The organism is Erysipelothrix enhydrae (assembly GCF_035066605.1).
Lineage (GTDB): Bacteria > Bacillota_I > Bacilli_A > Erysipelotrichales > Erysipelotrichaceae > Erysipelothrix > Erysipelothrix amsterdamensis.
Genome location: NZ_CP125807.1, coordinates 617,076 through 641,298 on the forward strand (window position 1 = coordinate 617,076; position 24,223 = coordinate 641,298).

Genomic DNA, 24,223 nt, shown 5'->3' on the forward strand with positions numbered 1-24,223 from the left:
AAATTACGACATGTACAAATAGACCCCTATGTATATGTGCACAAATATGAAAAATATTTTATCAGTGGCAAAACTTTGAGTTTAAGTATAAATAATCTGGAAAACAGTGGTTTTATTTTATCGAAAAGAAATGCAGAAGTAGCCATACACATTAGATTAACGAACTATTTCATTACAGCTGTTCTAGTTATCTATTAGCAGTTTAAAGAGATCTTAGAATTTACAACTAAATGTGGTTTTAGATGATTATCAAAAAAAAACCAACCCTACTGGGTTGGCTTTGAATAATTATTAGCAGTTTTCCGTGCTTTTTCCGCAACTCTCACGACACTTAATGTTTGTTCTAAGTACAGATCACGAAGTGCAAAATCTTGAGTACGAATTGCACGCTCAAATACTTCTACTTGATATGCTAATCTTGGTAAATCTTGAATGTTGATTAATTCTTTTGAATCTTTCGTAACAATACTTACCGACTCAATACTGCTGACGCTTTCTGGGATATATATATAACCTTTATCACCCTGAATTTGGCCAAAGTTTTGAGAAAAACTATCTTTAGCGCCTACACACTCCACTATCATCGTAGGATACTTCATAATTAAAATTCCAGATGTATCGATACCATTTGGATGTTTGTTCGCATAATACTTTACCTCATCCGGCATACCGAAGATTCCAACAACAAAGTGAATATTATAAATGTTGATATCGGCTAAAGCACCCCCTGAAAAATGAGGATTAAATACATTTGGTGTTTCGCCTGCTAACAGTGCATCATAGCGGCTTGAATATTGACTAAAATTACACTGAACTAGTTTTATATTACCAATAACCTCTAAATTTGATTTTATAAATTGATAATGCGGTAAATGAATATTGCAAATTGCCTCAAAGAGGAATAAATTATGGTCCTGAGCATAACGGGTTAATTGTTGTGCTCGTTCTTCCGTTTCAACAAAAGGTTTTTCTACAATCACATGCTTTCCGGCCTTAAGCGCAGCATAAGCCTGCTCATAGTGAAGACTGTTTGGGGAAGCGATATAGATCGTATCCACCAACGAATCTGAAAATAAAGCATCAAGACTTGTATGTGTTTGTTCGATACCAAAACGCTTTGCTAAAGCATCCGCTCTACCTTGCGTTCGTGAATAAACAGCTTTAAACGAAACACCTGATAAATCTTGTGTTGATTTAATAAATTCTTCTACAATAACCCCTGTTCCAATTGTTCCAATATTCATAATTTCCACCCTATCCTTTATGTTTGAGTACCATAGCAAGAATTGCAATATCTGCTGGATTAACACCTGAAATACGCGATGCTTGACCCATTGTGATCGGTCTTACAGCAGTCAGTTTTTGACGCCCCTCAATTGATAAGTTGTCAATAGAATCATAGTTAATATCTTCAGGTAATTTAATATTCTCCATTGATCGAAGTTTTTCTGCTTCTTTCATGGCTTTCTTAATATAACCTTCATACTTGATTTCTACTTGGATTTGGAATGCTAAGTCTTTACGAACTTCCATGTCCATCAGATCCAATACCTCTAACAACTCTATACCCGGTCTTTTTACCGCATCATAGATTGTTAGATCATGTGCTTGGAATGGTGAATCTTTTTCAACGAAATAAGCTTCAAATTCTGGATTATGTGGCAATTTGATTGTTTTACTTGCTTCAATAAATTCATCAATGATTTGAATATCTAACTCTATTTTCTCATAATCCTCATCACTTAACAATCCAATCTCGTGACCAAAGTGTGATAAACGACGATATGCATTGTCATGACGCAGCAAGAGTCGATATTCAGCACGTGACGTTAAAAGACGGTAAGGCTCTAAAGTCCCCTTAGTAACAAGGTCATCGAGCATTACACCAATATAAGCTTCATCACGTTTAAGAATTAGTGGATCTTTACCTTGGTTTTTAAGTGCTGCATTAATTCCTGCCATAAGTCCTTGTCCGGCAGCTTCTTCATAACCTGAAGTTCCGTTAATCTGACCTGCTGTAAATAAGTTTTCAACAGTCATGATTTCAAGTGACGGTTTTAATTGAATCGGATCAATTGCATCATATTCGATTGCATAACCATAACGTTGAACACGACAATTTTCCAATCCAGGAACAGTACGAATCATCGCATCTTGAACATCTTCGGGTAATGATGAAGAAAGTCCTTGCACATAAGTCGTATCTAACTCCGCAGATTCGGGTTCTAAAAAGATTTGATGACGATTTTTATCTGCGAATCGAACAATTTTATCTTCAATCGATGGACAATAACGTGCACCAACCCCCTCAACAACGCCTGAATACATACTCGATTTATCGAGATTAGCTTCAATTAAATCATGTGTTGTAGGATTTGTATAAGTTAAGTAACAAGGGTATTGCTCCTTAATTACATCATCCTTCTTGGTACTGTTAGAGAAATAATACGGTTCATCGTCACCGGGTTGAATCGTCGTTTTACTAAAATCAATACTATCTGTGTAAACACGTGCAGGCGTTCCTGTTTTAAGACGGAATGTCTTTAACCCCAATGCACGTAAAGATTCAGAAAGATTATTCGTTGTTGGATCTCCATCCGGTCCACTAACAGTAACTGTTGAAGAAAGTAAAATCTTTGAACTCATGTAAGTTCCACTGGTAATAATAACGGTCTTAGCAGCTACAAATTCATCACCTTTACAACGAACACCGGTAACAACGCCATTTTCAGCTACAACACCTTCTACCATTTTCTGAACGATTTCGATTCCTGGTTCAGCAAGCACTGCATCACGCATCGCACGCGAATAAGCTAATTTATCAGACTGAACACGCAAGCATTGAACACCGGGTCCCTTACTTGAATTTAATATTCGAAATTGTAAAGCTGTCTTATCCGCAATCTTCCCCATGACTCCGCCAAGCGCTTCAATTTCTCGAACAACAATACCCTTTGCAGGTCCACCAATTGATGGATTGCAAGGCATTGATGCAATTTTATCTACATTTAACGTAAAGAGTGCTGTTCTTTGCCCCATTCTGGCTGAAGCAACTGCTGCTTCAACACCGGCATGACCGCCTCCTACTACTATAACATCATACATATAAAAGCCTCCGTTGGTATTTTATCACAATTATACAACATTCGAGTTGATAATGATTTAAGTTCACTTATTTATTCAAACTTGACACATACGCCATGATGTAATACTGTATTAATGTAAGTGGTACAGATAGGAGGTATCTATGTTTACAATTAATACACGAACCGCAACACCAATATTTGAACAGATTATTCAACAAGTTGGAAAGTTTATAGCTATGGGGATACTCCAACCACATGAACAACTTCCAACCGTTCGTTCCCTTGCCAAAGATCTCGGTGTAAATCCAAATACCGTTTCTAAGGCTTATCATGAATGCGAGGTGAATGGTCTTATCTATTCAATTCCCGGAAAGGGATCTTTTGTAAGCGAGCATGAGAAAGGTGTCAGTAACCTTGTCAGCGATGCCTATCAAGAACTCACTGCAATCTATCATAAATTACTTGAATTAGGAGAAACACAAGATGCAATACTCAATATATTGAAGGAGTCACATAATGATACGATTCACTAATGTTAATAAAAAATTTGATAATAAAATAGTACTTGAGGACATCAACATTACATTTAATGATGGTTCGATTATCGGGCTTGTAGGTAAAAACGGTTCGGGTAAATCGACCCTTTTACGCCTTATAAGTGGGGTACTCCATGCAGATGCTGGTGTCGTTTTAATTAATGACCAACTGGTCTATGATAACCCCGAAACTAAAAAAGACTTGTTCTTTGTTGGGGATGATCCATTCTTCTTTAGTCAATCAACGATTAAAGATATGCAACAATTCTATAAAGTTTTCTATAAGTCCTTTGATGACAATTATTACCGCGAGCTTCTTAGCTTATTTGGTTTAGACGAAAATCGTAAAATAAACGCATTATCAAAAGGAATGAAGCGTCAAGTATCACTTTTACTCGCTCTCGCATCAAAACCAAAGATTTTGTTACTTGATGAAGCGTTTGATGGGCTTGATCCGATTATGAGATTTCGAATTAAACAATTGCTTGGAGAAATGATTATCGATCATAATTCAACCGTTATTATTTCATCTCACAACTTAAGAGAACTTGAAGATATTTGCGATACTGTTGCTATTATTGATGAAAATAATATTATGATGAATCAATCAACGAATGACTTTGGTTCAATTTATCACCGTTACCAAATTGCATTTGATTTCGAGAAGAAAATAACAGACTTTGATTTTATGAATCCTCTAAATGTAACTGGTTCGGCACGAATCTTTTCGATAATTCTCAAGGGCGATCGTAAAAAAATTGAAATGGACCTCAATTCAATGAATCCCTTACTCATCGAACATAACGATGTAACGCTCGAAGAGATATTTATTTATGAAATGGAGAAGAAAAATCATGAAAACATTGATTAACTCAAGAATTAATTTTGATTACTTAAAGTTTAACTTTAAGAAATACAAAGGTTTACTCTTATTCTATACAATTCTTCTAATGACTTCGTTTCCAATACCAACTTTAATTCGTTGGATTCAAACTCCTGACCGACATAGTTATGAAAATTATTCTACTAGTTCGGTGTATGTACCCATAATCATCACAATATTTTTATCGATCGTGACACCAATGATTCTCTTTAACTACTTAAGTAGCAAGAAATCCGTTGACGTATTTCATTCTTTACCCATTAAGCGCAGTGACTTATTTCTAACAAACTATGTTGCTTCTCTTCTTATTATTTTTATTCCGTTTACCATCGCCTATTTCTCAGGCTACGGACTCAATAATCTATTATTCAATGAGTCCTTAAAGTTGTATCACATTGAAACTTACTTCCAGTTGCTCGCAATCTTCTTTGCAACGACAACACCTGTGATGTTTGTTTTAATGAATACAGGAACACTTTCAGATGCATTGATTTATACCGTAATTATCTTTGTAGCACCTTTTTTAGCGTTCGGTGCATTGGAACTCTTTGCATCCACATTTGTAATTGGTTACACATCTATGAGAATGGACTCTTTGGCCTTTTTATCACCGCCTACTTCCATATTATTCGGATTAAAATCGATGAATTCTCACTATGATATGGGTCTTTATGCTTCCTATTGGTTGATCCTTGGACTCATACTCTTGTCGGTATCTCTTGTAATTCACGATGGTCGTAAATCTGAGAAAAGTGAGACACCATTTGTTAATAATTGGTTCTTCCCATTAATCATTTATTTATTTACAGGTATCGTATTAGTTTTCTTGCTTCCAATCTTTGCGATGGGAAATCGAACACTTACTGTAGGTTCGGTAATTATGCCTATTTTAATTGCGCTACTGCTCTTTACGCTTTTAAACATTATCAAAAATCGCTCACTGAAAAATATGACAGGAATTCTAAAAAACTATACAATCTTTGCGCTTGTTTTAATGGTATTCTGTACAATCTTATATGTAACCAATGGGCTCGGATATACATACTACATTCCAAAGATTGATAAAATTGAGTCCGTCACTATAACATCTCAAGGTGAGGTTTATGGAAACGATAATGAAAACGTCCTCACTAATGGCGGAAACTATCTTTTTCAAAAAGACCTACATATTACGCGTGAACATCCAGAATTACTCCAACTTACAAATACGTTCCATTATTCAATCATTAGCCAATTGAAAGAAAATGAACCTTTAGTAAGCTCAAATCTTGACTATACTTCGGAATATACTCCCATATACATCGAGTACAAACTCAAAAATGGAAGTAAAATAAAACGTCGTTTCAATATTAAGGATGAGTTATTAAAACCACTTTACCCTGCTGTTGTAAATCCTGATACTTTGAAAGATACAAACATTCTCTTCAATGAAGAAAAGCAAATTAATCAAATTTATATCTTCAATAATACCTTGACGGAAGGTTACCGATTTACAGGTTCACGTAGCGAACTCATTGAAACATATAAAGAAGACCTTCAAAATACTGAACTTCAACCTAATGGCGATACACTTAACTTTGTCGTTGCTTATAAGGTAAAAGACCGTGAATATGTGAATGATTACCTTCTAAACATTGATAATCGCCATCCAAAAACAACAGAGTACATCAAGAACAACTTAAAACCAATCGATGACATCAATACCGAAGCAGTGATCTATCGTGATGATGACGGAGATTCTTTATTCTCCAAAGGAATCAGTGCATCTTCATCAATCTATGTCAGTGACAGAGTGATGAAGATTGATTCGGATTTTGTTACTTCAAGCGAATTAAAGTTACTTAAAGACAAAGTTTCTTCATTTGTAATTTCAGACAAACCTCACGATGTTTATCGGGTTAATGTTGAAGTTATAGATCTTAATGTTTATTTTGAATACTACCTCTCTGTTAGAAAAGATTCATAGAGAAATATATAAAAGAAAGACACGTATACATACGTGTCTTTTTTATTTTTTAGGTAATTCCTCTACGTTATTTAAGATAATGCGATTTAACGAATCATCGAAATCAACATCAAGTATGTATCCCAGTCCATTGGGTGCATGAATTTCTCTAAAATCCAAGAAAGGTCTATTTTCTAAGAATATTAACAATGTTTTAATAACACCTGAATGACAAACAATCGTAGAAGATTCCACATGGTTTATTTTCATATCCTTTAAAATACATTCCAACTTAGATATAATGCGGTAGCTAAATTCAGTTAACGTTTCTCCATGAGCAATGCGTTTATTGATAAGGAATCCATCAAAATAGTTTTCCGATACATCATCCCCATGTACATCTTCATAATCACCAAAGTATATTTCTCGTAATTCTTTACTTGATTCATAGATTGGTGTTTCTTTTCCGTAAAGAATCTCAAACGTATCAATGGTACGTGTTAAATCAGATGTGTAATAACGCTCTGTTTTTGGATATGCGTACTCCAATTTATATTGTTTTAAGTCTTCGATTCCTTGTTTTGACAAATGAACATCAGACCAACCTGAATACGTTCCTTCTTCGTTAGAAGTCGTATAACCATGTCTTACTAATACAATTTTCATAAAGCACCCTCTTTTCTATACAATACCTATCTTATCGTAATAACGTTCCGTTTGCTACATCACCACCGGTTACAAGTCTTACTTTATCGCCTTCTTCGGCTGTAAGAATCATACCATTTGACATAACACCGCGTAGTTTAACGGGTTTGAGGTTTGCTACAAGAACAACTTTATGATTGAGGAGTTCTTCTTCAGTAAAGAATTCTACAAGACTGCTTACGACAGTTACTTCTTTACTACCTAAATCAACTTGTAATACATAGAGCTTATCTGCTTTAGGGTGTTTATCAACTTTAATGATTGTACCCGTACGAAGTTCAACATCTTGGAATTGATCAAAAGTTATTTCTTTTGTTTCTTCTTCAACAATGCTTGTTTCTACCACAGGTTCTACCTCCTTTTCTAATAACTCAAGTGTTTCTTTCACATCTAAACGATTAAAGATGATGTCTGTTTTTGAAACAACTGGTTTATTAAGTTCAAAGAGACCAAATGTCTGCGCACTTTCAAACGATGTATGTTCTGTTTGTAATTGTGCAAGAATACGCTGTGATGTTTCTGGAACAAATGATTCAAGGGCGATACCACCAATACGAATCAATTCCGTTAGATTATAAAGTACTGTTTGAAGGCGATCTTGTTTCGTTTCGTCCTTCGCAAGAACCCAAGGTTGAGTATCATCAATATACTTATTCCCTTTTCTAAATAAGGAAACAATCTCAGAAATTGCATCCGCTACATGAAGCGTATCCATCTTCGTTTCAACATTTGGAATTAAGTTTTTACATGCAGCAATCAACTCATCATCCATATCATCATGTACGTTATTAACCGTTAACACACCATCAAAGTATTTATTTGTCATTGAGATTGTACGGTTAACAAGGTTTCCAATAATATTCGCAAGATCTGTATTAATGCGTTCAATCATTAATTCATATGTGAGATGGCCATCACGTTCAAATGGCATTTCATGAAGCATGATGTATCGAACAGGATCGACACCCAAGACAGATGTAAGATCATCAACATAAACTGCATTCCCCTTGGATTTACTCATCTTACTGTCTCCAGTAAGTAACCATGGGTGTCCGAATATTTGTTTTGGTAACTCAACATCAAGGGCCATTAATAGAATTGGCCAGTAAATAGTGTGGAAACGCAAAATGTCTTTACCAATTAAATGAACATCTGCAGGCCAAAACTCATCAAAGAGTGGACCGTTCTTCCCATCAACATCATATCCTAAACCAGTAATATAGTTAATCAAAGCATCAATCCAAACATACACTACATGTTCAGGATCAAAGTCTACCGGGATTCCCCACTTGAAACTTGTTCGTGAAACCGCAAGATCATAGAGATCTTCTTTAAGGAAGTTTTGAAGCATCTCGTTCTTACGTGATTCAGGTTGAATAAATGAAGGATTATCCTTGATATATTGGACTAGACGCTCTTGATAGTTACTCATTTTAAAGAAGTAACATGATTCTTGTTGACGTACAACTTTCGCACCACACTCAGGACATGTTTCATCTTCTACCTGCGAATCAGAATAGAATGACTCACATGACTTACAGTACCATCCTTCATAATTCCCTTTGTATAAATCACCTTGATCAAAAAGTTTCTTGAAAACCTTTTGAACTTGTTCCTTATGATAGTCATCAGTTGTACGAATAAAATAATCGTATTTAACATTCATCAGATCAAATAGACCACGAATCACACCTGAAACATTATCAACATAATCTTTCGGTAACATATTGTGTTCTTTTGCATTATCTTCTATTTTTTGACCATGCTCATCCGTTCCTGTTTGGAAACGAACATTATAACCTTGAGCACGTTTAAAACGTGCAATACTATCTGCTAGCACAATCTCATAAATGTTTCCAATATGAGGTTTTGCTGATGTATAAGCAATAGCGGTTGTTATATAGTAATTTTTATTGTTTTTCATTTGATTTCCTCCGCCAGAATTTCCCCTTAATTATAGCCTATTTATGTGCGCTCTACAATAAGACAAAACCTCGTACTTTTAACGATACGAGGTTTCTATTTATCAAATTAATTTCTCTTTTTCAATAATAAAAGGATACCCATTCCTATCGTTAAACTTCCAGAAATGCCTAAAACACGATTCCCAACGCCTGTTTGTGGGAGCACTTCAGGTTTCATTGTCTTATCAATGTTTACTTTTTTAGCTTCAGTAACTTTTTCTATAGGAGTTTGAGGATCTGGTTTATCTTTTTGAATGCTTGATACATCACCTTGATATTTATTGAAAATTTCCAATCCATCTTCACTATATTGAACCACATAACCTTTTGGAGGATCAATTTCATGAACACGGTATTCATAAGCATTTCCTTGATTATCTGTTTCATCAAGATTTGACCACGTATAGGTTGTTTGTCCGTTTTCTAATGAGATGGGATCACCAATTGGTTCATTATTTCTTAGAAGTTGGAGACGAACCGTTGGAACACTTTCAGGTGCATTGATCCAATGCTTCGTAACTGTTACATCTCGTTTCGGTGATGCATAAGTATTTCGGAATGTCCATGCATCAATTGTTTCAGAAACGAAATGATCAGGTACTGACGTTTCTTCAAGTTTATACGTAATTTCATTACCTTTTAAATCTTTTGAATCCACAAGCCATGTATAGCTTGTTTCATTATTACCAAGTTTCACAACATCATAGATGTTTCCGTTTTGGTAAAGTGTAAATTCTGCTTCTGCGTGTGTCATAGCGCCACCTACCCACTTCTTGTTGAGAATAATTTCATGAACAGGAGGATGGTAGGTATTGATTACAATTAAGCGGTCTGAACCATAGCGCATTGTATAATCGTCAGTAAGATTTGTTTGCTTCACGAAATACTCGATATCTTTACCTTCTTTTGTTTGCGCCGGTACATCCCACGATACACTTGAAACACCTGTTTCTAAGGTCTTTGGATCTCCAACTGGTGTTTCAATACCATCAATCATTTGATAGAGATTAAATGTTACGGTAGGCTTTTGATCTGGACCATGTTCCCAATATAGATATGCATTGATTGTTCTCATCTCGGGCTCGAAATGATTTGTAATCGTAGAACCTGACGGATCAATTTCTTGTACGTAACCTTTAAGTTCACGAACCTCTCTTACGCGATAATCATTTTTATTTCCGTTGATGTCAAATTCATCAAGATCAGACCATGTGTAACTTGTTTCTCCGTGATGAAGTATTACTGGCCTCCCTACATTTTCACCATTTTTCAAGAGTTGTACTTCAATATCTGGTTTAATTTCAGGACCACCATTCCATACTTTATTCATCGTAAATGTTGTTTTAGGGGATTGATAACGATTTACAATTGTGAAGGCATCCTTGCGCTCCGCGGTATAGTGGTGCTCATTGAACAAGAGTTCTTGATTACCTTCTTCAATCCAATACGTATAAAGATTTCCGTCCTTGTCCGTTTTTTCTAAATCGGAAAATATAACTTTAGTTTGTCCACTACTTAATACTTTAGAATCGACACGTTCCGGTGTGGATGTGCTTTGACGATAAAGAATCATCTCCACATCAGGTTTTTCCGATGGACCGCCAATCCACTCTTTTGTTGCGATGATTGGATCAGTAATTCGTGGTTGGCGGTACTCGTTTTTAATAACAAGTGGGTTATCCGAAGGAATATTGATATAATCTTGTGCACCTTGAGTTTCAATTGCCTTATAGCTTATCGGTAGTCCATTGCGGTCATAAATTGGTTGATTTTTAAATGTAATTTGGGTGCTTCCGGATTCCATCACGTGACGTGCTACCTCATGACCATCAGCAAGCAATGCAATTTCTATCGTTGGTTTTGTAGCAGGACCACCAATCCACTCTTTTGTAACAGAAATATCACGAGTTGGACTGATGTAGGTATTCGTGATTGTTGACGCTTCAACATGCATCTCATAATTCTCGGGAATATTCATTTCTTCTACATGGTAATTGAATGCATTTCCTTGCTCATCCGTCTCTGGAAGTTCATTCCAGGTGTATGAGGTTTGACCCGATTCAAGTTCAATGTATTTGTAAGGCTGATTGTTTTGATATAGCTGAATCATTATAGTTGGTTTAACGAGTGGACCGCCATCCCAAACTTTTGTAACTGTATAGCTTCTTTGAGGTATAACGTATGTATTCGTAATCTTATTCCCTACTACAGAAGATTCAAAATGATCCGGAATATCCATTTCATAAGGGGAATATACATATTCATTCCCTTCCTCATCAAAACGAGGAAGATCAGTAAACTCGAGTTTCAAATGTCCCTTTTCTAAAACTTTAGGAGTATTAAGTGGTATTCCATTTTGTTTCAAATCAATACGTACATCACTTTGACGCATCGTTCCACCAACCCAAACTTTTTCTACCAAGTAAGATGTTTTATTCTCCACATCATTCACAAAATGCAAAGCATGCTCACGACTGGAATAGGTAACTTCAAAGGTTTGGTGGGGATTTCTTGATGTATAGCCTTCTCGTTCTTTCTCACGGATTTGATATTTACCGATGGGTAGGTGATTAAGCGTACGTGATTCTCCTGATTTTAATAGAATCTCGTCAATTTTATAGTCTTCATTATATACTTCAAAGATGAATGTATCATCAGGATAAACGGTTTTTGATCCCTGTTTTACGAGCTTATCAATTGTGATGGTCCCTAATGGTTTTTGATACAGCTTAACAACAACTTCATAGGATTCGGGATCTTTGTGGATGTTTAAACCCGAGACAGGTTTACGCACACCATTTTCATGCTCGTAGTATTCGTACACAACATCATAATCATCTAAATTATGCGTTGCCCCTTCAACTTTCAGTGCTTCAATCATGACATCATATGTCCCATGTTCGGTAAAAGACCAGGAAGTCGATACTTTATTTAATGCACTTTCATTACGTAGTTTATGTTCCTTATCTTTTGCTTTAAATAAAACATCCATTTGATATTTTGTATTTAAATCTCGAGATTTATCAGCCTTATAGACTTCTGTTTTAAGTCGTACCGGTGTGGGCTTAGCTTGTGGTACCTTGATTGTTTTCTTAACGCTTTGATTATTAACATCATTATATGTAATCATCGTTGTTTTATTAAGTTCGTAGAAATCCTTCTCGCTGATGGAAGACGTTGGCTTGGTTGATACTTTATATTTATATCCAAAATGTTGGATGTCTCCTTCCTCATCGAGTAAACCTTGACTTCGAATGTTGAAGCGTTGATGAGTTCCATCAAACATTGCTTTTAATTCTTCTGTTAAGCTAGATTCATCAACGATAAAGGCATCCGTCATTGGATCTTCAATACGAATGTCCTTCGCTGAAGAATAAATATTGTTTGAAATTTTCTTGAATATGTCATCCAAATTATCGCGACTTGATGAAGCATCAAAATAATTGTCATTACTGATACGTTTTAGGATTTCTGTTCCCTTAACATCAGTATCAAATCCGATTGCGTATAAATGAATTTGCTCTTGATGGATTTGATTGGATTCGGTAATGGCTGCGTCGGCTGAGGACATATAGACAAAATAACTTTGATTTCCTTGGTTTCTAAGTTCTCCAAGCTCATCTAAATAATATTCATTCCCCGTTCCATAAACCATTGCATTATAATCAAATACATTCGTATTCGGTAGTGACTTAAATCGGTATCCAGGTATCGCATGATTATTTGAACTGGATATAGCGATATCAAAAGGTCGTTGTTGACCATTGTAACGTTTTTGGACAATAACGTTGTTATCGTAACGAAGTAAATCTTGATTTATGTTTGTTTTAAGTGGATAACGGTAAGTCGGTTGTCCATCAGATAATAATACAATTGTTTTATTGGGTGCGGTACTTTGATTTAATAACGATTTTGCTTCATATAGAGCCCCTTGTGTAAACGTCCCGCCTTCTGCTTTAAGACTTTTAATTTCGTTGATTAATAAATTCGCTTCTTGTTTCGTATGAAATGAGTTTGAAGATACTTTGGTTCCATAAGATACCAGTGCAACGCGTGCTAAGGCATCTCTTTTGAAAATTTCATTCACAAAATGAACTGCCTCAGCTTTTGCTTTAGAAATACGATTAATTCCTTGTGGGTTTTTCTGTGGGTCCATACTTCCAGATGTATCGAGTACTATAACAATATCAGACGGTTCTCGTTTTACACGTCCATACACATCTATCGATATTTCCCAACGGTTAATACTGTTTGGAATCGGTTTCGCAGTTTTAAACACTCGTACCTCTCCTTCATCCATATTATCTATTTGTATTGAGTCTGTAATGGTTTTTTCACTTGTAGAAGGATGTCCTTCTGCAGATACAAATGATGTACTTATAGACAATAATACCATTGTGATTAACAGAAATGTTAATCCGCTTTTAATGATTCTCGTTTTCATTTTCTTTCCTCCTTACAAGTATCATTCAAAGTGATTTTTAATCACAAAGTGATATTATTGGTTTTCACATATTTAGTCAATTATTTTTGTCATAAAATGTCCACTTTTTTTACCATCACATTCATAAATAACGAAATAGGGCTTGTAATTCACCAAATTAATACTAGAATAGTCTGATTTTATATGGAAACTTCACACTCACTGAATAGATATTGCAAATTAAAGATATAAATGCTATATTCATTGAGGTGAAGGAGTAATTATGTCGAATATATTAGGTCAAAGACTGAAAGCTCGTCGTAAAGAACTACGTATTTCTCAACAGGAACTTGCTGTTGCTGTGGGTTATACATCACGTTCTACAATCGCTAAAATTGAAGCGGGTGTGATCGATCTTCCTCAGTCAAAAATTTATGATATCGCCGAGGCTTTAGAAACAACTCCAACGTACTTATTAGGTTTAGAAGAAGAACTTGAAGCTTTAACCGCAACAGCAATGGTTGAACATCTTCAATCTGTTACAGTTGATCAACTTGTTGAATGTTTTTCTCAATTAGATTTATATAGTTATGAAAAAGTAAATGAAGCAGTAGGTAAAGTAGCGTTAGGTTACAAATAAAAACCGTTCATCTTATGATGAACGGCAACACAAAAAAGGAGCTCAGGCTCCTTTTTTTTCTTACTACTATTTTTGATTTGATTTCGCCAAACAGTCCTTACAAATACCCTCGAATGTGATGTCGTGATCTAACACAAGACATCCTAGTTCTTCTTCGACAAGTTGATGTAATTCCTTTCGGTAATCTAATTCCACATCTTCAATGCGATTGCATTCTCTGCATCTAAAATGATAATGATCGTGTAGATTTTTATCATAGATAAATCCAAGTTCTGGATGTCTAACACGGTTTATTAATTTTTCATTATAGAGTACATTTAAATTTCTATAGACCGTCGCAATTCCAATTGATACATCACCTTCTTTAAGTTTTGTATGAATTTGATGCGCCGTCATATGACCTTCAGATGCTTGAATTAAATCTAAAATCTCTTGTCTTTGTTTAGTAAGTTTGATACTCATTATCATCACCATCTTAATTATAGCATAAAATATACTTTTTCAAGAATATTTGCTTTAATCTAACGATCTCCATTAAAAATACTGTTCTTAACAATCACGTAATCAACCTTACGAATCGCTTCTAAATCACGACCTCCGGCATATGAAATTGATGATTGAAGATCTTGTTGCATTTCTCTTAGAGTATCTTCGATTTTACCTTTATGCTCTATTAGGATACGCTTTCCTTCAACGTTTTTGTGTTCACCTTTTTGAAACTGTGATGCACTTCCAAAGTATTCTTTGAATGCAACACCATCAATATCGATTGTTTCTCCAGGTGACTCTTCATGTCCAGCAAAGAGTGATCCAACCATACACATCGTAGCGCCAAAACGAATTGATTTAGCGATATCACCATGATCTCGGATTCCACCATCTGCAATTAAAGGTTTTCGGGCTGCTTTAGCACACCATGATAATGCGGATAATTGCCATCCACCTGTTCCAAACCCTGTTTTTAATTTTGTAATACATACTTTACCCGGTCCAATACCAACTTTTGTGGCATCGGCGCCTGCATTTTCAAGTTCACGAACCGCTTCTGGGGTTCCAACATTTCCTGCAATCACAAATGTGGTTGGTAAGAATTCTTTAATATGCTTAATCATTCGGATAACTTGTTCTGAATGACCATGAGCAATATCGATTGTGATATAGTCGGGAATTACATTTTCCGCTGCCAATCGACGTACAAAATCATACTCTGAATCTTTAACACCAACACTAATTGATGCATAAAGACCGCGTTGATTCATATCTTGAATAAAGCCATAACGACGTTCCTCGTTAAAACGATGCATAACATAAAAGAAATTATGCTCTGCTAACCAGATAGCGAGTGGTTCATCGATTATTGTTTGCATGTTTGCAGGAACAACAGGCATCTCAAAGGTTCGATTTCCCAATTTAACGCTTGTATCGCATTCAGAGCGACTTTTCACAATACATTTATTTGGAATTAATTGAATATCTTCGTAATCAAATATTTTCATTACGGCCTCCTATTTATTCTCGTGATAGTAAGAATAGAGTTCATTTTTTGAAACACCATTCTCTTTGGCCACAGAAGAAATTGAACGCGAAACAGAATTTCCTGCATTGATCTGTTCCTTGATGCGAATGATTAAATCATCAAAACTAACTTCTGATACTTCAGTATTTGCTTCAATAACAATTACAAACTCACCTTTTATCGTTTCAACAGACTCCATAACCTCGGTAACCGTACCACGTATAAACTCCTCGTGCATTTTTGTAATCTCACGCACAAGACAAATCTTTCGATTACCTAACACATCATACACGATTTCAAGTGTCTTTTCTAATTTATGAACTGATAAATAATAGATTGTTGTCATTGGTAAATCTTTGTTTTGTATTAATTGCTTTTTAAGTTGTCCTTCTTTATGTTCCATAAAGCCCATAAATGCGAATGGTTGAACAATTAGCCCTGATGCGACTAAAGCATTGAGAAATGCACTGCTCCCTGAAATTGGCACAACGTTATACCCTGCCGCAATCACATCTCGCACTAAGGTCTGTCCTGGATCAGAGATAAGTGGGTATCCTGCATCACTTACCAAACCAATATTCATCCCTGACTCTAACAAATCAATAATCCCTTTTGTAGATTCTTGTTCATTATGCATATGATGACTGATCGTTTTTGTATTAATTTCGAAGTGTGAACAGAGTTTGCGAGCGTTACGCGTATCCTCTGCAGCAATAATATCTATAGTCTTTAATATCTCAATCGCTCTTGGTGTCATTTCATTTAAATTCCCAATCGGAGTTGCGACAAGGAATAGTGTTGGTTTTTCATTTTTAAAGCTTTGTTGTTTTATCATTAGATTCTCCTAAAATAGATAAACCTTTAATCGAGATTAAAGGTTCTTGTAGTATTTCGTTAATTCATATCCAAATTGATCGATAACCAAATTAATATTGACGCCAGGTCTTATACGATCTTTTAAACTTAAAACAATTTGAAGTAAATGAATCCGATCTACATTTGTTATGTTATTTGTACGAATGTGTATCGTTTGTTCTTGTTGTCCTTGTGATGAAAAAGATAATTCCAAGAGTTCGAATAACAATAACAAGCGTTCTCGATCCAATCTCTTTTTCTTAATTCCTTCTACTTGTAGCGTCAGTATCGCGGATAAATAGTCACGTTGATTCAAACATTCAAGAACATCAAAGAAGATTGAACTAGCTTCTTTATACACTTCACTATTACTTTGAAGCTCAAGTTCTTCCAAATTATGATTCATCCTCGATAATAAATAAGCATCTACATCATCAATTCCTTGTTCACTTGCCTTATCAAATAAGACTTTATGATTCATCGATTCGAGTTGAACCGTTAGACATCTAGAGCGTATAGTTTCGAGAACTCGGTTTTCATTGCGTGTAGTTAAGATTGCGACAATATCACCCTCTGGTTCTTCTAAAAATTTTAGAAGACTATTCATTGCTTCAACTATAGCATTATCAACATCTTCGATTATGTAGACTTGATGACCCGCAGTTTCAATAGAAGATTGACTAAAATACTCTTTCAGACTGATTATCTCAGATTTTTTAATACTTTGTTCTTTTCCACTTAGTAATCTGAAATCCGCATGGTTTTCAGACTCAACTCGCTGACATGTACTGCAAGATCCGCAGGCACCGATGTCCTGTTCTCCACACATCATACTCATAGCCATATATTTAGCGTAATCAAGCGTCCCATAATCACCAACAATCAAATACGCGTGAGAAACACGATTTTTAGATTGTTGGCGGTGAAATAGATTTAGAGCTTTGGTTTGATTTTGGATATTATTCATGACTTAACTGCATCTCGATAATCTTAATCACATCCGCAGCAACATCTTCAATGGATTGGGCTGCATCTACAATCTTAATCCGATTAGGAAAACGACGAATCACTTCTTGGTACCCTTGGTACACTTTTTCATGAAAGATATCCCCTTCAAGCTCCATTCGATCTTTATATCCACGAACACCAATACGCTTCAGACCTTCTTCAGGTTTTAAATCCAAGAAGATTGTTAAGTCTGGTAAAAATCCATCGATAGCAAACATATTTATATCCCAAACATCATCAATACCAATGCCACGTGCATAGCCTTGATAAGCAAGAGAACTATCTATAAATCGATCACAAATCACAAGTTCTCCTCTACTAAGTGCAGGTTTTATTTTCTCAATTAAATGTTGTCGACGACTCGCAGCATAAAGTAATGCCTCTGTGCGATCATCCATTTCTTCATGTTCTGGATCAAGAATCAGCTCTCTAATTTTTTCAGAAATACGAATTCCGCCTGGTTCTCGAGTACAGAGAACCGGTTGATTCTTCTTCTCAAAATACTCCGAAACAATCTTGGTAATTGTCGTTTTACCGCTTCCATCTGGACCTTCAAATGATACAAATAATGTCATGTTGCCACCTCTTCTTTGAATATTATAGCATGGTATCGCACGCTCTATTCTAAAAGTTGTGTGTTTTAGTAATTTGGATTATTATGTAAGGGAAGAAGAAATTATTAGAGGAAACAATTATGATTGAACAAATTAAAAAAGGATTTGAAAAAGCATCAAATGACAATGTATATATGCTTGTTTTAGGAATTGTAGTACTATTAATTGTAATTAACTATTTTCTTAATACTACTTTTCTCACAATCCTTACATTAGTCATGTTCTGTATTGCTTTTGGAGTTCTGGTTAAACACATTATAAAGAAGGAAGATTAGATGGTAAGAGACGGCTTAAAACTGAATGAAGTACTGAAGTATCAAGGAAAAATTGTCGATGTTTATAACGTTGAATTTGAAACACAGACCGGAATGTTTGAAGCTGAGATTTTAAAGCATGATGGTGGCGTGTGTATTGCCGCAACCCATGATGATAAAGCATTCTACTGTGTAGATCGATATCGATATGGTGTTGAACACATTATGCGAGAATTCCCTGCTGGAAAAATTGATCAAGAAGAACTCCCAATTGACGCCGCATTACGCGAATTACGTGAAGAAATTGGGTTTATCGCAAAAACATTGGTTCCTCTTGGATATATTCATCCATCTCCCGCATATCTAGATGAAGTCCTGTATCTCTATTATGCAACTGATTTAGATTACGTTGGTCAAGACCTTGATGAAAATGAAGTTCTAAATGTTTATACTCGAGATATTAAAGACATCATTGATGATATCGAAGCAAATAAAATCACAGACGCGAAGACGATTTCTCTTGCTTACAAAGTAAACCATTATCTCTCTCAAAAATAAAAGGCTAGACCGTTCATTTGGTTAGCCTTTTTTAATGCTTATTCACCCATTGCTCACATAAAATGTTAATATATTAGAGACGAGAAAGGCGGTACTTATATGTGTACAGGAATACAAGTAATATCAAAGCAAAATAATACTTATTGGGGAAGAACCCAAGAATTTGATACATTTTTACCCGTTTGTGGAGTGATTGTCCCTCGTGGAACAGCCATTAATAATATGCTCTCTCCGATTGTTGCGAAAAATGCTGCAGCAGGAATCAGTCTTAACGATTCGACCCAAGATATTTTATTAATGGATGGTATGAATGAACATGGACTCGCAGGTGGTAGTTTTTATTTTGGAAATGAGTATGCTGATTACGCTCCAAGTAGTGCGATAGAGTTAATGGGTAAGCAAGCCTTACGAGGCGAAGAATTTGTTACCTGGGCACTTCTAAACTGCGATTCGATCGTTGATTTACACCGTAAAGCTATTAAAGAAGTCGCAATATCAAGTGAGCCAAATATTCATGGCAACGTAATTCCACAACATTATGTCTTTGTAGACCGTACCGGTGCCAGTATCGTACTCGAACCTTCCTCAGCTGGTTCGTTTGATATTTATCCTAATGAAATTGGAACATTTACCAATCAACCCGAATTTCCTTGGCATGTTCAAAACCTCCAAAATTATGTTTCAATGAATAACCACATTTATCCATCGCGGAAATTTGGAAAGTTTGAAACTTTAAGCTCAGGAATGGGAAATGGTTTATTTGGTTTGCCTGGTGATTTTACACCGCAATCACGATTTGTCCGAGCTACTGTATTTAATAGTCTTTCGAATCAACCTCATGATGATCAAGCTCTGGATAAAGTTTTCCGTATTCTAAATACCGTCGATATCCCTTATGGTCTTATTGTAGATGAAAAAGAACAAGTACAGTACACACAGTACACTTCAGCATACGATTTAGAAAATCGAACGATTAATATTTCAACCTATGAGAATCGACAAATCCAACAATTTTATTTTGATCCCTTGCTGGTTAATAATCATGAAATTGTTCGTTACGAAGTGAAGCGTAAACAGATGATAGAGACCATGAATCAATTATAATTAGACATAAAAAAAGAGTAGCGATTTTCGTTACTCTTTTTCGTATTATTCTGTTTTAGGTAAGATAAATACTTGTTCTTCTGACTTTGACAAGAGGTGTTTCCCTCGAGCATAGTTTTGAACATAAGTAGGATCTTGAAGTTTTGCTTTTTCAAGAGCAAGTTCACCTTGTTTTGTTTCAAGTACTTTTAAATTTGAGCGTTCGCTTTTAAGTTGTTGGTTCAATTGGAATGTTGATACTAATTCTTTTGCAGATTTAGATAACATTAGGCATGAAACGGATACTATCAAAATACCAAGAATGATTGATGCAAATTTAATTGTTGGATTCTTAGCTATTCGCGTTTTCGTAACTGTTTGTCCCATCTTTCCACTTCTCTTTCTTTTTTTGTTAGTTTATTTATCTACACTCATTATACTGACATTCTCAAAAAATGCAAGAGTTGTCAGTTTTCTTGAACATTCCGATCGATGCGTTGATCTGAAATAAGCTCATACATTGGTGGATTACTTCTTAATATTTTATCACTTAAAAATGTGACTTCAATTTTTATATGGCGGTGTTCAAATCGAATTTCAATTTCGTCTTCTAGCGAAACCTCAGATGAAGGTTTTGCTTTTTTTCCATTAATAAAGACACGATCATCATCTGCAAGTTCTTTGGCTACAGTACGGCGTTTAATGATTCGTGATACTTTTAAATATTTATCAAGTCTCATAATTGTTGCTCCTTTAAATTTTCAAGTATATAAATCAGATCCTCTGCCCACTCTGTATACATTGGCATGGTAATAATAATGGTTTGATTTAGATACTTTATCTTGATTTCACTCGACTTTTCAGAGATTAATTCGAATAAATGTACACCATCGACTTGGCTACTATACTCCTCTGTAAAGACTAATTCTACTTTATTAACACGTTCCTTAAAGGACTTAATACGCTTATCGTTTAAGAACAACTCAAGACGTGTTTTTTCTAATAACATCTTAACAGAGTTCGGTAATTTCCCATAGCGGTCATCGATCATCTCGTTAAAATGCTTTAACTCATCAAGCGTTTGTATCTGATTAATTTGTTGGTATGGATCTAATTTTTCACCATCATCACTGGTAAAGTCTTCTGGTAAATATCCATCCACTTTTAGATTAAAGCGTTCTTGTTCTTCAACATCAATTACTTCTTTACCTTGTCTTTTCGCAATGGCTTCTTTAAGAAGTTGTACATATAAGTCGATACCGACGGTATCAATAAACCCTGATTGATTTCCACCTAAGAGTTCTCCAGCACCTCGAATGGTTAAATCGCGCATCGCAATCTTATAACCGCTACCAAGTTGAGTGAATTCTTTGATGGCCTGAAGTCTTTTCTGTGCCAACTCTGTTAGTCCACGTTTGTTGGGAACAACAAAGTATGCATAGGCGAGACGATCTGAACGACCAACACGACCCTTGATTTGATAGAGCTGTGACAAACCAAAACGATGTGCATTATCAACAATAATTGTATTCGCATTTGGAATATCAATTCCTGTTTCAATGATTGTCGTACATACCAGTACATTTATCTCTTTACTTATAAATCGAATCATAACATCTTCAATTTCGTGTCGTTCCATTTGTCCATGTACGACGGCTACTTTTGCTTCTTCAACATGATTGGCTATGACTGAAGCAACAGAATATATTTGCTCTACATTATTAAATAGGTAAAACACTTGTCCATCCCGGCTTAATTCCTTAGAAATAATATCATTAATCGTTTTCTGGTTTTTCTCAATAATATAAGTCATGACTGGAAGACGATTTGAGGGTGGAGTATTAAGCTGTGATAAACTACGGAGTCCTATAAGAGACATTTGGAGTGTTCGTGGTATTGGAGTCGCACTGAGCGATAATACATCCACAGACACCTTAAACTCCTTAATACGTTCTTTATGCTCAACACCGAAGCGTTGTTCTTCATCAATAATTAAAAGTCCTAGATCTTTAAACTTAACATCACGCGATAAAACACGGTGTGTACCTACTAAAATATCAACTTTACCGTCCTTCACGCGTTGGATTATTTCATTTTTTTCTTTATCCGATACAAATCGATTTAAAACCTCAATGGTCACAGGAAAGTCACTGAGACGTGCTTTCAGTGTTCGAGCATGTTGTTGAGAAAGGATTGTTGTTGGACAAAGGAACACTACTTGTTTATGATCTACAAAAGCTTTAAATGCAGCTCGAATAGCGACTTCCGTTTTCCCAAAACCAACATCACCACAAAGCAAACGATCCATTGGAACATCTCGTTCCATATCACGCTTAATCTCATCAATTGCGGTTTTCTGATCATGAGTTAATTCATATTCAAATGCATCTTCAAATTGCTTTTGATACTCTGTATCCGGACTGAAAGCAAATCCACTTGCATCCATTCTTGTAGAGTAGAGTGTAACAAGCTTATCTGCTACATCCGCTACATCTTGTTTAATCCGTTCTTTATTCTTTTGCCATGTACTTGTTCCAAGCTTACTAAGGCGCACAGATGCCGCTTCACGCGACATAAACTTTCTCACGAGATTAAATTGTTCGAGTGGTACAAACAACTCATCACCATCACGATAAAGAATTCTCATGAAATCTTTATGGATTCCCTCAATTTCTTTTGTCGTGATTCCCATATATTTTCCAATTCCATACTGTCTGTGGACAACATAATCCAATGTATCAAGATCAGAAAGCTGACTTAAAGATTCTGCTTTTAAGAATTTATTATCGTAGCGGAACATTTTTTTCTTGTACTTGTACAATTCGTTAGCGGTATAAACAACTGTATTTAAATCCTCAAGAATAAAGCCTGAAGTTATATGACCATAGTCAATATAGATTCCATTTGAGGTTGGTTTATCCGTTAAAACTTGATACTCAACACCTTGTTGGAGCATCGTCTTAATAAAATCTTCCATTGTATCTTCATCTAGAGTGATAATTACTTTTTGAGTGATGGCTTCTTTTCGAAGCCATTTCATGGTTTGTTCAATACTCTCGGATACGATATTTGCCGAATGCCAAGGAATAAACACTTCGCCTTCAGTCTGATATTCGAAAATCTCTCGATACGTATGTTTCGCTTTAATACGTTCAAATGACTCAAAAATATCTGAAACATAAATCATCTGATTCATCTCATACTGTTCTTCAATAAAAGTGTGAGAATCCAAATCATTTTGCTTGAGCGTTCTTTCGATCGCTTCAATTGGACTCATATATGTGTTTGCGTCTTTGAGATAATCATAGATGGTTGCATAATTTGACCAAAAAGAAAGAAGAGGATACAACGTTACATCAAATTGATTCATTTGTAGTAACTCACGCTTCTGTTCCATTTCATGAATCAAATCATTATTTTCGATTCCCTCTATTTTATGAGTTAATGCATTACTAATTTCTTCTATATCATTTTCTTTAAGAAGTATATCGGTTGCGAACGCAATCGTCGCCTCTTCAACTCTTGATAAAGATCGCTGATTTTCAATATCAAAATATCGAAGACTGTCGACCTCCACATCAAAAAACTCAATTCGAAGCGGTTGATTCATCTGGATTGAGAACACATCACAAACCCCTCCACGAATGGCATACGTAAATGGTTTCTCAACATATTTAACACGTGTATAGCCTAAACGTTCAAGTTCTCGAGCAAGCTGAAATGGCTCCCACTCATCACCGGTCCTAATCTTTATGATTGATGCCTTAAGCACCTCCGCAGAAGACAGCTTTCTTACAGATGCAATGGCATGCGTAATACAAATATCAAAATCACCATTCACAATTTTAAATAATGCGTCAATTCGATTGGCTTTCATAATTTCTGATTGAACAATGGCTTCAACTCGAAGTGATTCTTCATGATTGTAATAAACAACATTTGCATTCTCATCAAGATGTTTAATCTCATTATATAAATTTGATGCTTGTTGTTCGTTTTCCTTAATAATGAATAACGGTTTCTTACTAATTTTACTTGATCCTAGGACTAAAAGTGCTTCTTGAACCACGCTTAAATGGGCAAAAATGCTTTTGCCCTGGGTGTACTCTTTAACAAGTTCATGTTTTTCTAAATAATTATATAACCAATTCAT

At 35.4% G+C, this 24,223-nt stretch carries 20 protein-coding genes; 7 read left to right on the forward strand and 13 right to left on the reverse strand.

Annotated features, from left to right (window positions below):
- Positions 1-266 precede the first annotated feature (266 nt).
- Both LLS04_RS03150 and mnmG read right to left on the reverse strand, forming a co-directional pair.
- Positions 267-1,244, reverse strand: coding sequence for a Gfo/Idh/MocA family protein (locus LLS04_RS03150; protein WP_323611876.1), 978 nt, complete (start codon positions 1,242-1,244; stop codon positions 267-269).
- A 10-nt stretch (positions 1,245-1,254) separates the two neighbouring features.
- Positions 1,255-3,105: a tRNA uridine-5-carboxymethylaminomethyl(34) synthesis enzyme MnmG gene (gene mnmG, locus LLS04_RS03155; protein ID WP_323611878.1), complete on the reverse strand. Its 1,851-nt coding sequence runs from the start codon at positions 3,103-3,105 to the stop codon at positions 1,255-1,257.
- Positions 3,106-3,247: 142 nt separating this feature from the next.
- Here mnmG and LLS04_RS03160 point away from each other — a divergent pair, with 142 nt between their 5' ends.
- From LLS04_RS03160 to LLS04_RS03170, 3 genes are read left to right on the forward strand one after another with little or no spacing between them, the layout of a single operon-like run.
- Positions 3,248-3,619, forward strand: coding sequence for a GntR family transcriptional regulator (locus LLS04_RS03160; protein WP_323611881.1), 372 nt, complete (start codon positions 3,248-3,250; stop codon positions 3,617-3,619).
- Positions 3,603-4,493, forward strand: a complete 891-nt coding sequence (locus tag LLS04_RS03165; RefSeq protein ID WP_323611882.1) for an ABC transporter ATP-binding protein — start codon at positions 3,603-3,605, stop codon at positions 4,491-4,493. The genes LLS04_RS03160 and LLS04_RS03165 overlap by 17 nt, the downstream gene beginning before the upstream one ends.
- Entirely contained in the window at positions 4,477-6,471 is a 1,995-nt protein-coding gene (locus LLS04_RS03170; protein ID WP_323611883.1) for an ABC transporter permease, read from the forward strand. Before LLS04_RS03165 ends, LLS04_RS03170 begins: the two co-directional genes overlap by 17 nt.
- Positions 6,472-6,513: 42 nt before the next feature.
- Here LLS04_RS03170 and LLS04_RS03175 read toward each other — a convergent pair whose 3' ends face one another.
- From LLS04_RS03175 to LLS04_RS03185, 3 genes are all read right to left on the reverse strand, one after another.
- Positions 6,514-7,116 carry a histidine phosphatase family protein gene (locus tag LLS04_RS03175; RefSeq protein WP_323611885.1) on the reverse strand — a complete coding sequence of 201 codons (603 nt, stop codon included), beginning with the start codon at positions 7,114-7,116 and terminating at the stop codon, positions 6,514-6,516.
- Positions 7,117-7,147: 31 nt separating this feature from the next.
- On the reverse strand, positions 7,148-9,079 hold the full coding sequence (metG, locus tag LLS04_RS03180) for a methionine--tRNA ligase (protein ID WP_323611886.1): 1,932 nt from the start codon (positions 9,077-9,079) through the stop codon (positions 7,148-7,150).
- A 107-nt stretch (positions 9,080-9,186) separates the two neighbouring features.
- Positions 9,187-13,563, reverse strand: a complete 4,377-nt coding sequence (locus tag LLS04_RS03185) for a Cna B-type domain-containing protein (protein ID WP_323611888.1) — start codon at positions 13,561-13,563, stop codon at positions 9,187-9,189.
- A 262-nt stretch (positions 13,564-13,825) separates the two neighbouring features.
- Here LLS04_RS03185 and LLS04_RS03190 point away from each other — a divergent pair, with 262 nt between their 5' ends.
- A complete protein-coding gene (locus tag LLS04_RS03190; RefSeq protein WP_323611890.1) occupies positions 13,826-14,182 on the forward strand; it encodes a helix-turn-helix transcriptional regulator in 357 nt (118 codons plus the stop codon).
- Positions 14,183-14,248: 66 nt separating this feature from the next.
- Here the strand turns inward: LLS04_RS03190 and LLS04_RS03195 are convergent, their stop codons facing one another.
- Genes LLS04_RS03195 through tmk form a run of 5 tightly spaced genes read right to left on the reverse strand, consistent with a single transcriptional unit; the run spans position 14,249 to position 18,136 of the window.
- Complete coding sequence (locus tag LLS04_RS03195) at positions 14,249-14,644, reverse strand: Fur family transcriptional regulator (RefSeq protein WP_323611891.1); 396 nt, start codon at positions 14,642-14,644, stop codon at positions 14,249-14,251.
- 59 nt (positions 14,645-14,703) lie between these two features.
- Positions 14,704-15,678 (reverse strand): GMP reductase, encoded by a 975-nt coding sequence (gene guaC, locus LLS04_RS03200; RefSeq protein WP_323611892.1) that lies wholly within the window; start codon positions 15,676-15,678, stop codon positions 14,704-14,706.
- Between the two features lie 9 nt (positions 15,679-15,687).
- Positions 15,688-16,533: a 16S rRNA (cytidine(1402)-2'-O)-methyltransferase gene (rsmI, locus tag LLS04_RS03205; RefSeq protein ID WP_323611893.1), complete on the reverse strand. Its 846-nt coding sequence runs from the start codon at positions 16,531-16,533 to the stop codon at positions 15,688-15,690.
- A 36-nt stretch (positions 16,534-16,569) separates the two neighbouring features.
- The gene (locus LLS04_RS03210; RefSeq protein ID WP_323611895.1) at positions 16,570-17,520 is read right to left on the reverse strand and encodes a DNA polymerase III subunit; all 951 of its coding nucleotides are present in this window, start codon (positions 17,518-17,520) and stop codon (positions 16,570-16,572) included.
- A complete protein-coding gene (tmk, locus tag LLS04_RS03215; protein WP_323611896.1) occupies positions 17,513-18,136 on the reverse strand; it encodes a dTMP kinase in 624 nt (207 codons plus the stop codon). Before tmk ends, LLS04_RS03210 begins: the two co-directional genes overlap by 8 nt.
- A 119-nt stretch (positions 18,137-18,255) precedes the next feature.
- Between tmk and LLS04_RS03220 the strand changes: the two genes are divergently transcribed.
- The 3 genes from LLS04_RS03220 (at position 18,256) to LLS04_RS03230 (ending at position 20,091) form a co-directional block, all read left to right on the forward strand.
- Positions 18,256-18,450, forward strand: coding sequence for a hypothetical protein (locus LLS04_RS03220; protein ID WP_323611897.1), 195 nt, complete (start codon positions 18,256-18,258; stop codon positions 18,448-18,450).
- Positions 18,451-18,987, forward strand: coding sequence for an NUDIX hydrolase (locus LLS04_RS03225; protein WP_323611898.1), 537 nt, complete (start codon positions 18,451-18,453; stop codon positions 18,985-18,987).
- 99 nt (positions 18,988-19,086) lie between these two features.
- Positions 19,087-20,091, forward strand: coding sequence for a linear amide C-N hydrolase (locus LLS04_RS03230; RefSeq protein ID WP_323611899.1), 1,005 nt, complete (start codon positions 19,087-19,089; stop codon positions 20,089-20,091).
- 45 nt (positions 20,092-20,136) lie between these two features.
- Here LLS04_RS03230 and LLS04_RS03235 read toward each other — a convergent pair whose 3' ends face one another.
- The 3 genes from LLS04_RS03235 to mfd all read right to left on the reverse strand — a co-directional run bounded on the left by LLS04_RS03235 (position 20,137) and on the right by mfd (position 24,223).
- On the reverse strand, positions 20,137-20,457 hold the full coding sequence (locus LLS04_RS03235) for an FtsB family cell division protein (RefSeq protein WP_003774191.1): 321 nt from the start codon (positions 20,455-20,457) through the stop codon (positions 20,137-20,139).
- Between the two features lie 80 nt (positions 20,458-20,537).
- A complete protein-coding gene (locus tag LLS04_RS03240; RefSeq protein WP_323611900.1) occupies positions 20,538-20,810 on the reverse strand; it encodes an RNA-binding S4 domain-containing protein in 273 nt (90 codons plus the stop codon).
- The gene (gene mfd, locus LLS04_RS03245; protein WP_323611902.1) at positions 20,807-24,223 is read right to left on the reverse strand and encodes a transcription-repair coupling factor; all 3,417 of its coding nucleotides are present in this window, start codon (positions 24,221-24,223) and stop codon (positions 20,807-20,809) included. The genes LLS04_RS03240 and mfd overlap by 4 nt, the downstream gene beginning before the upstream one ends.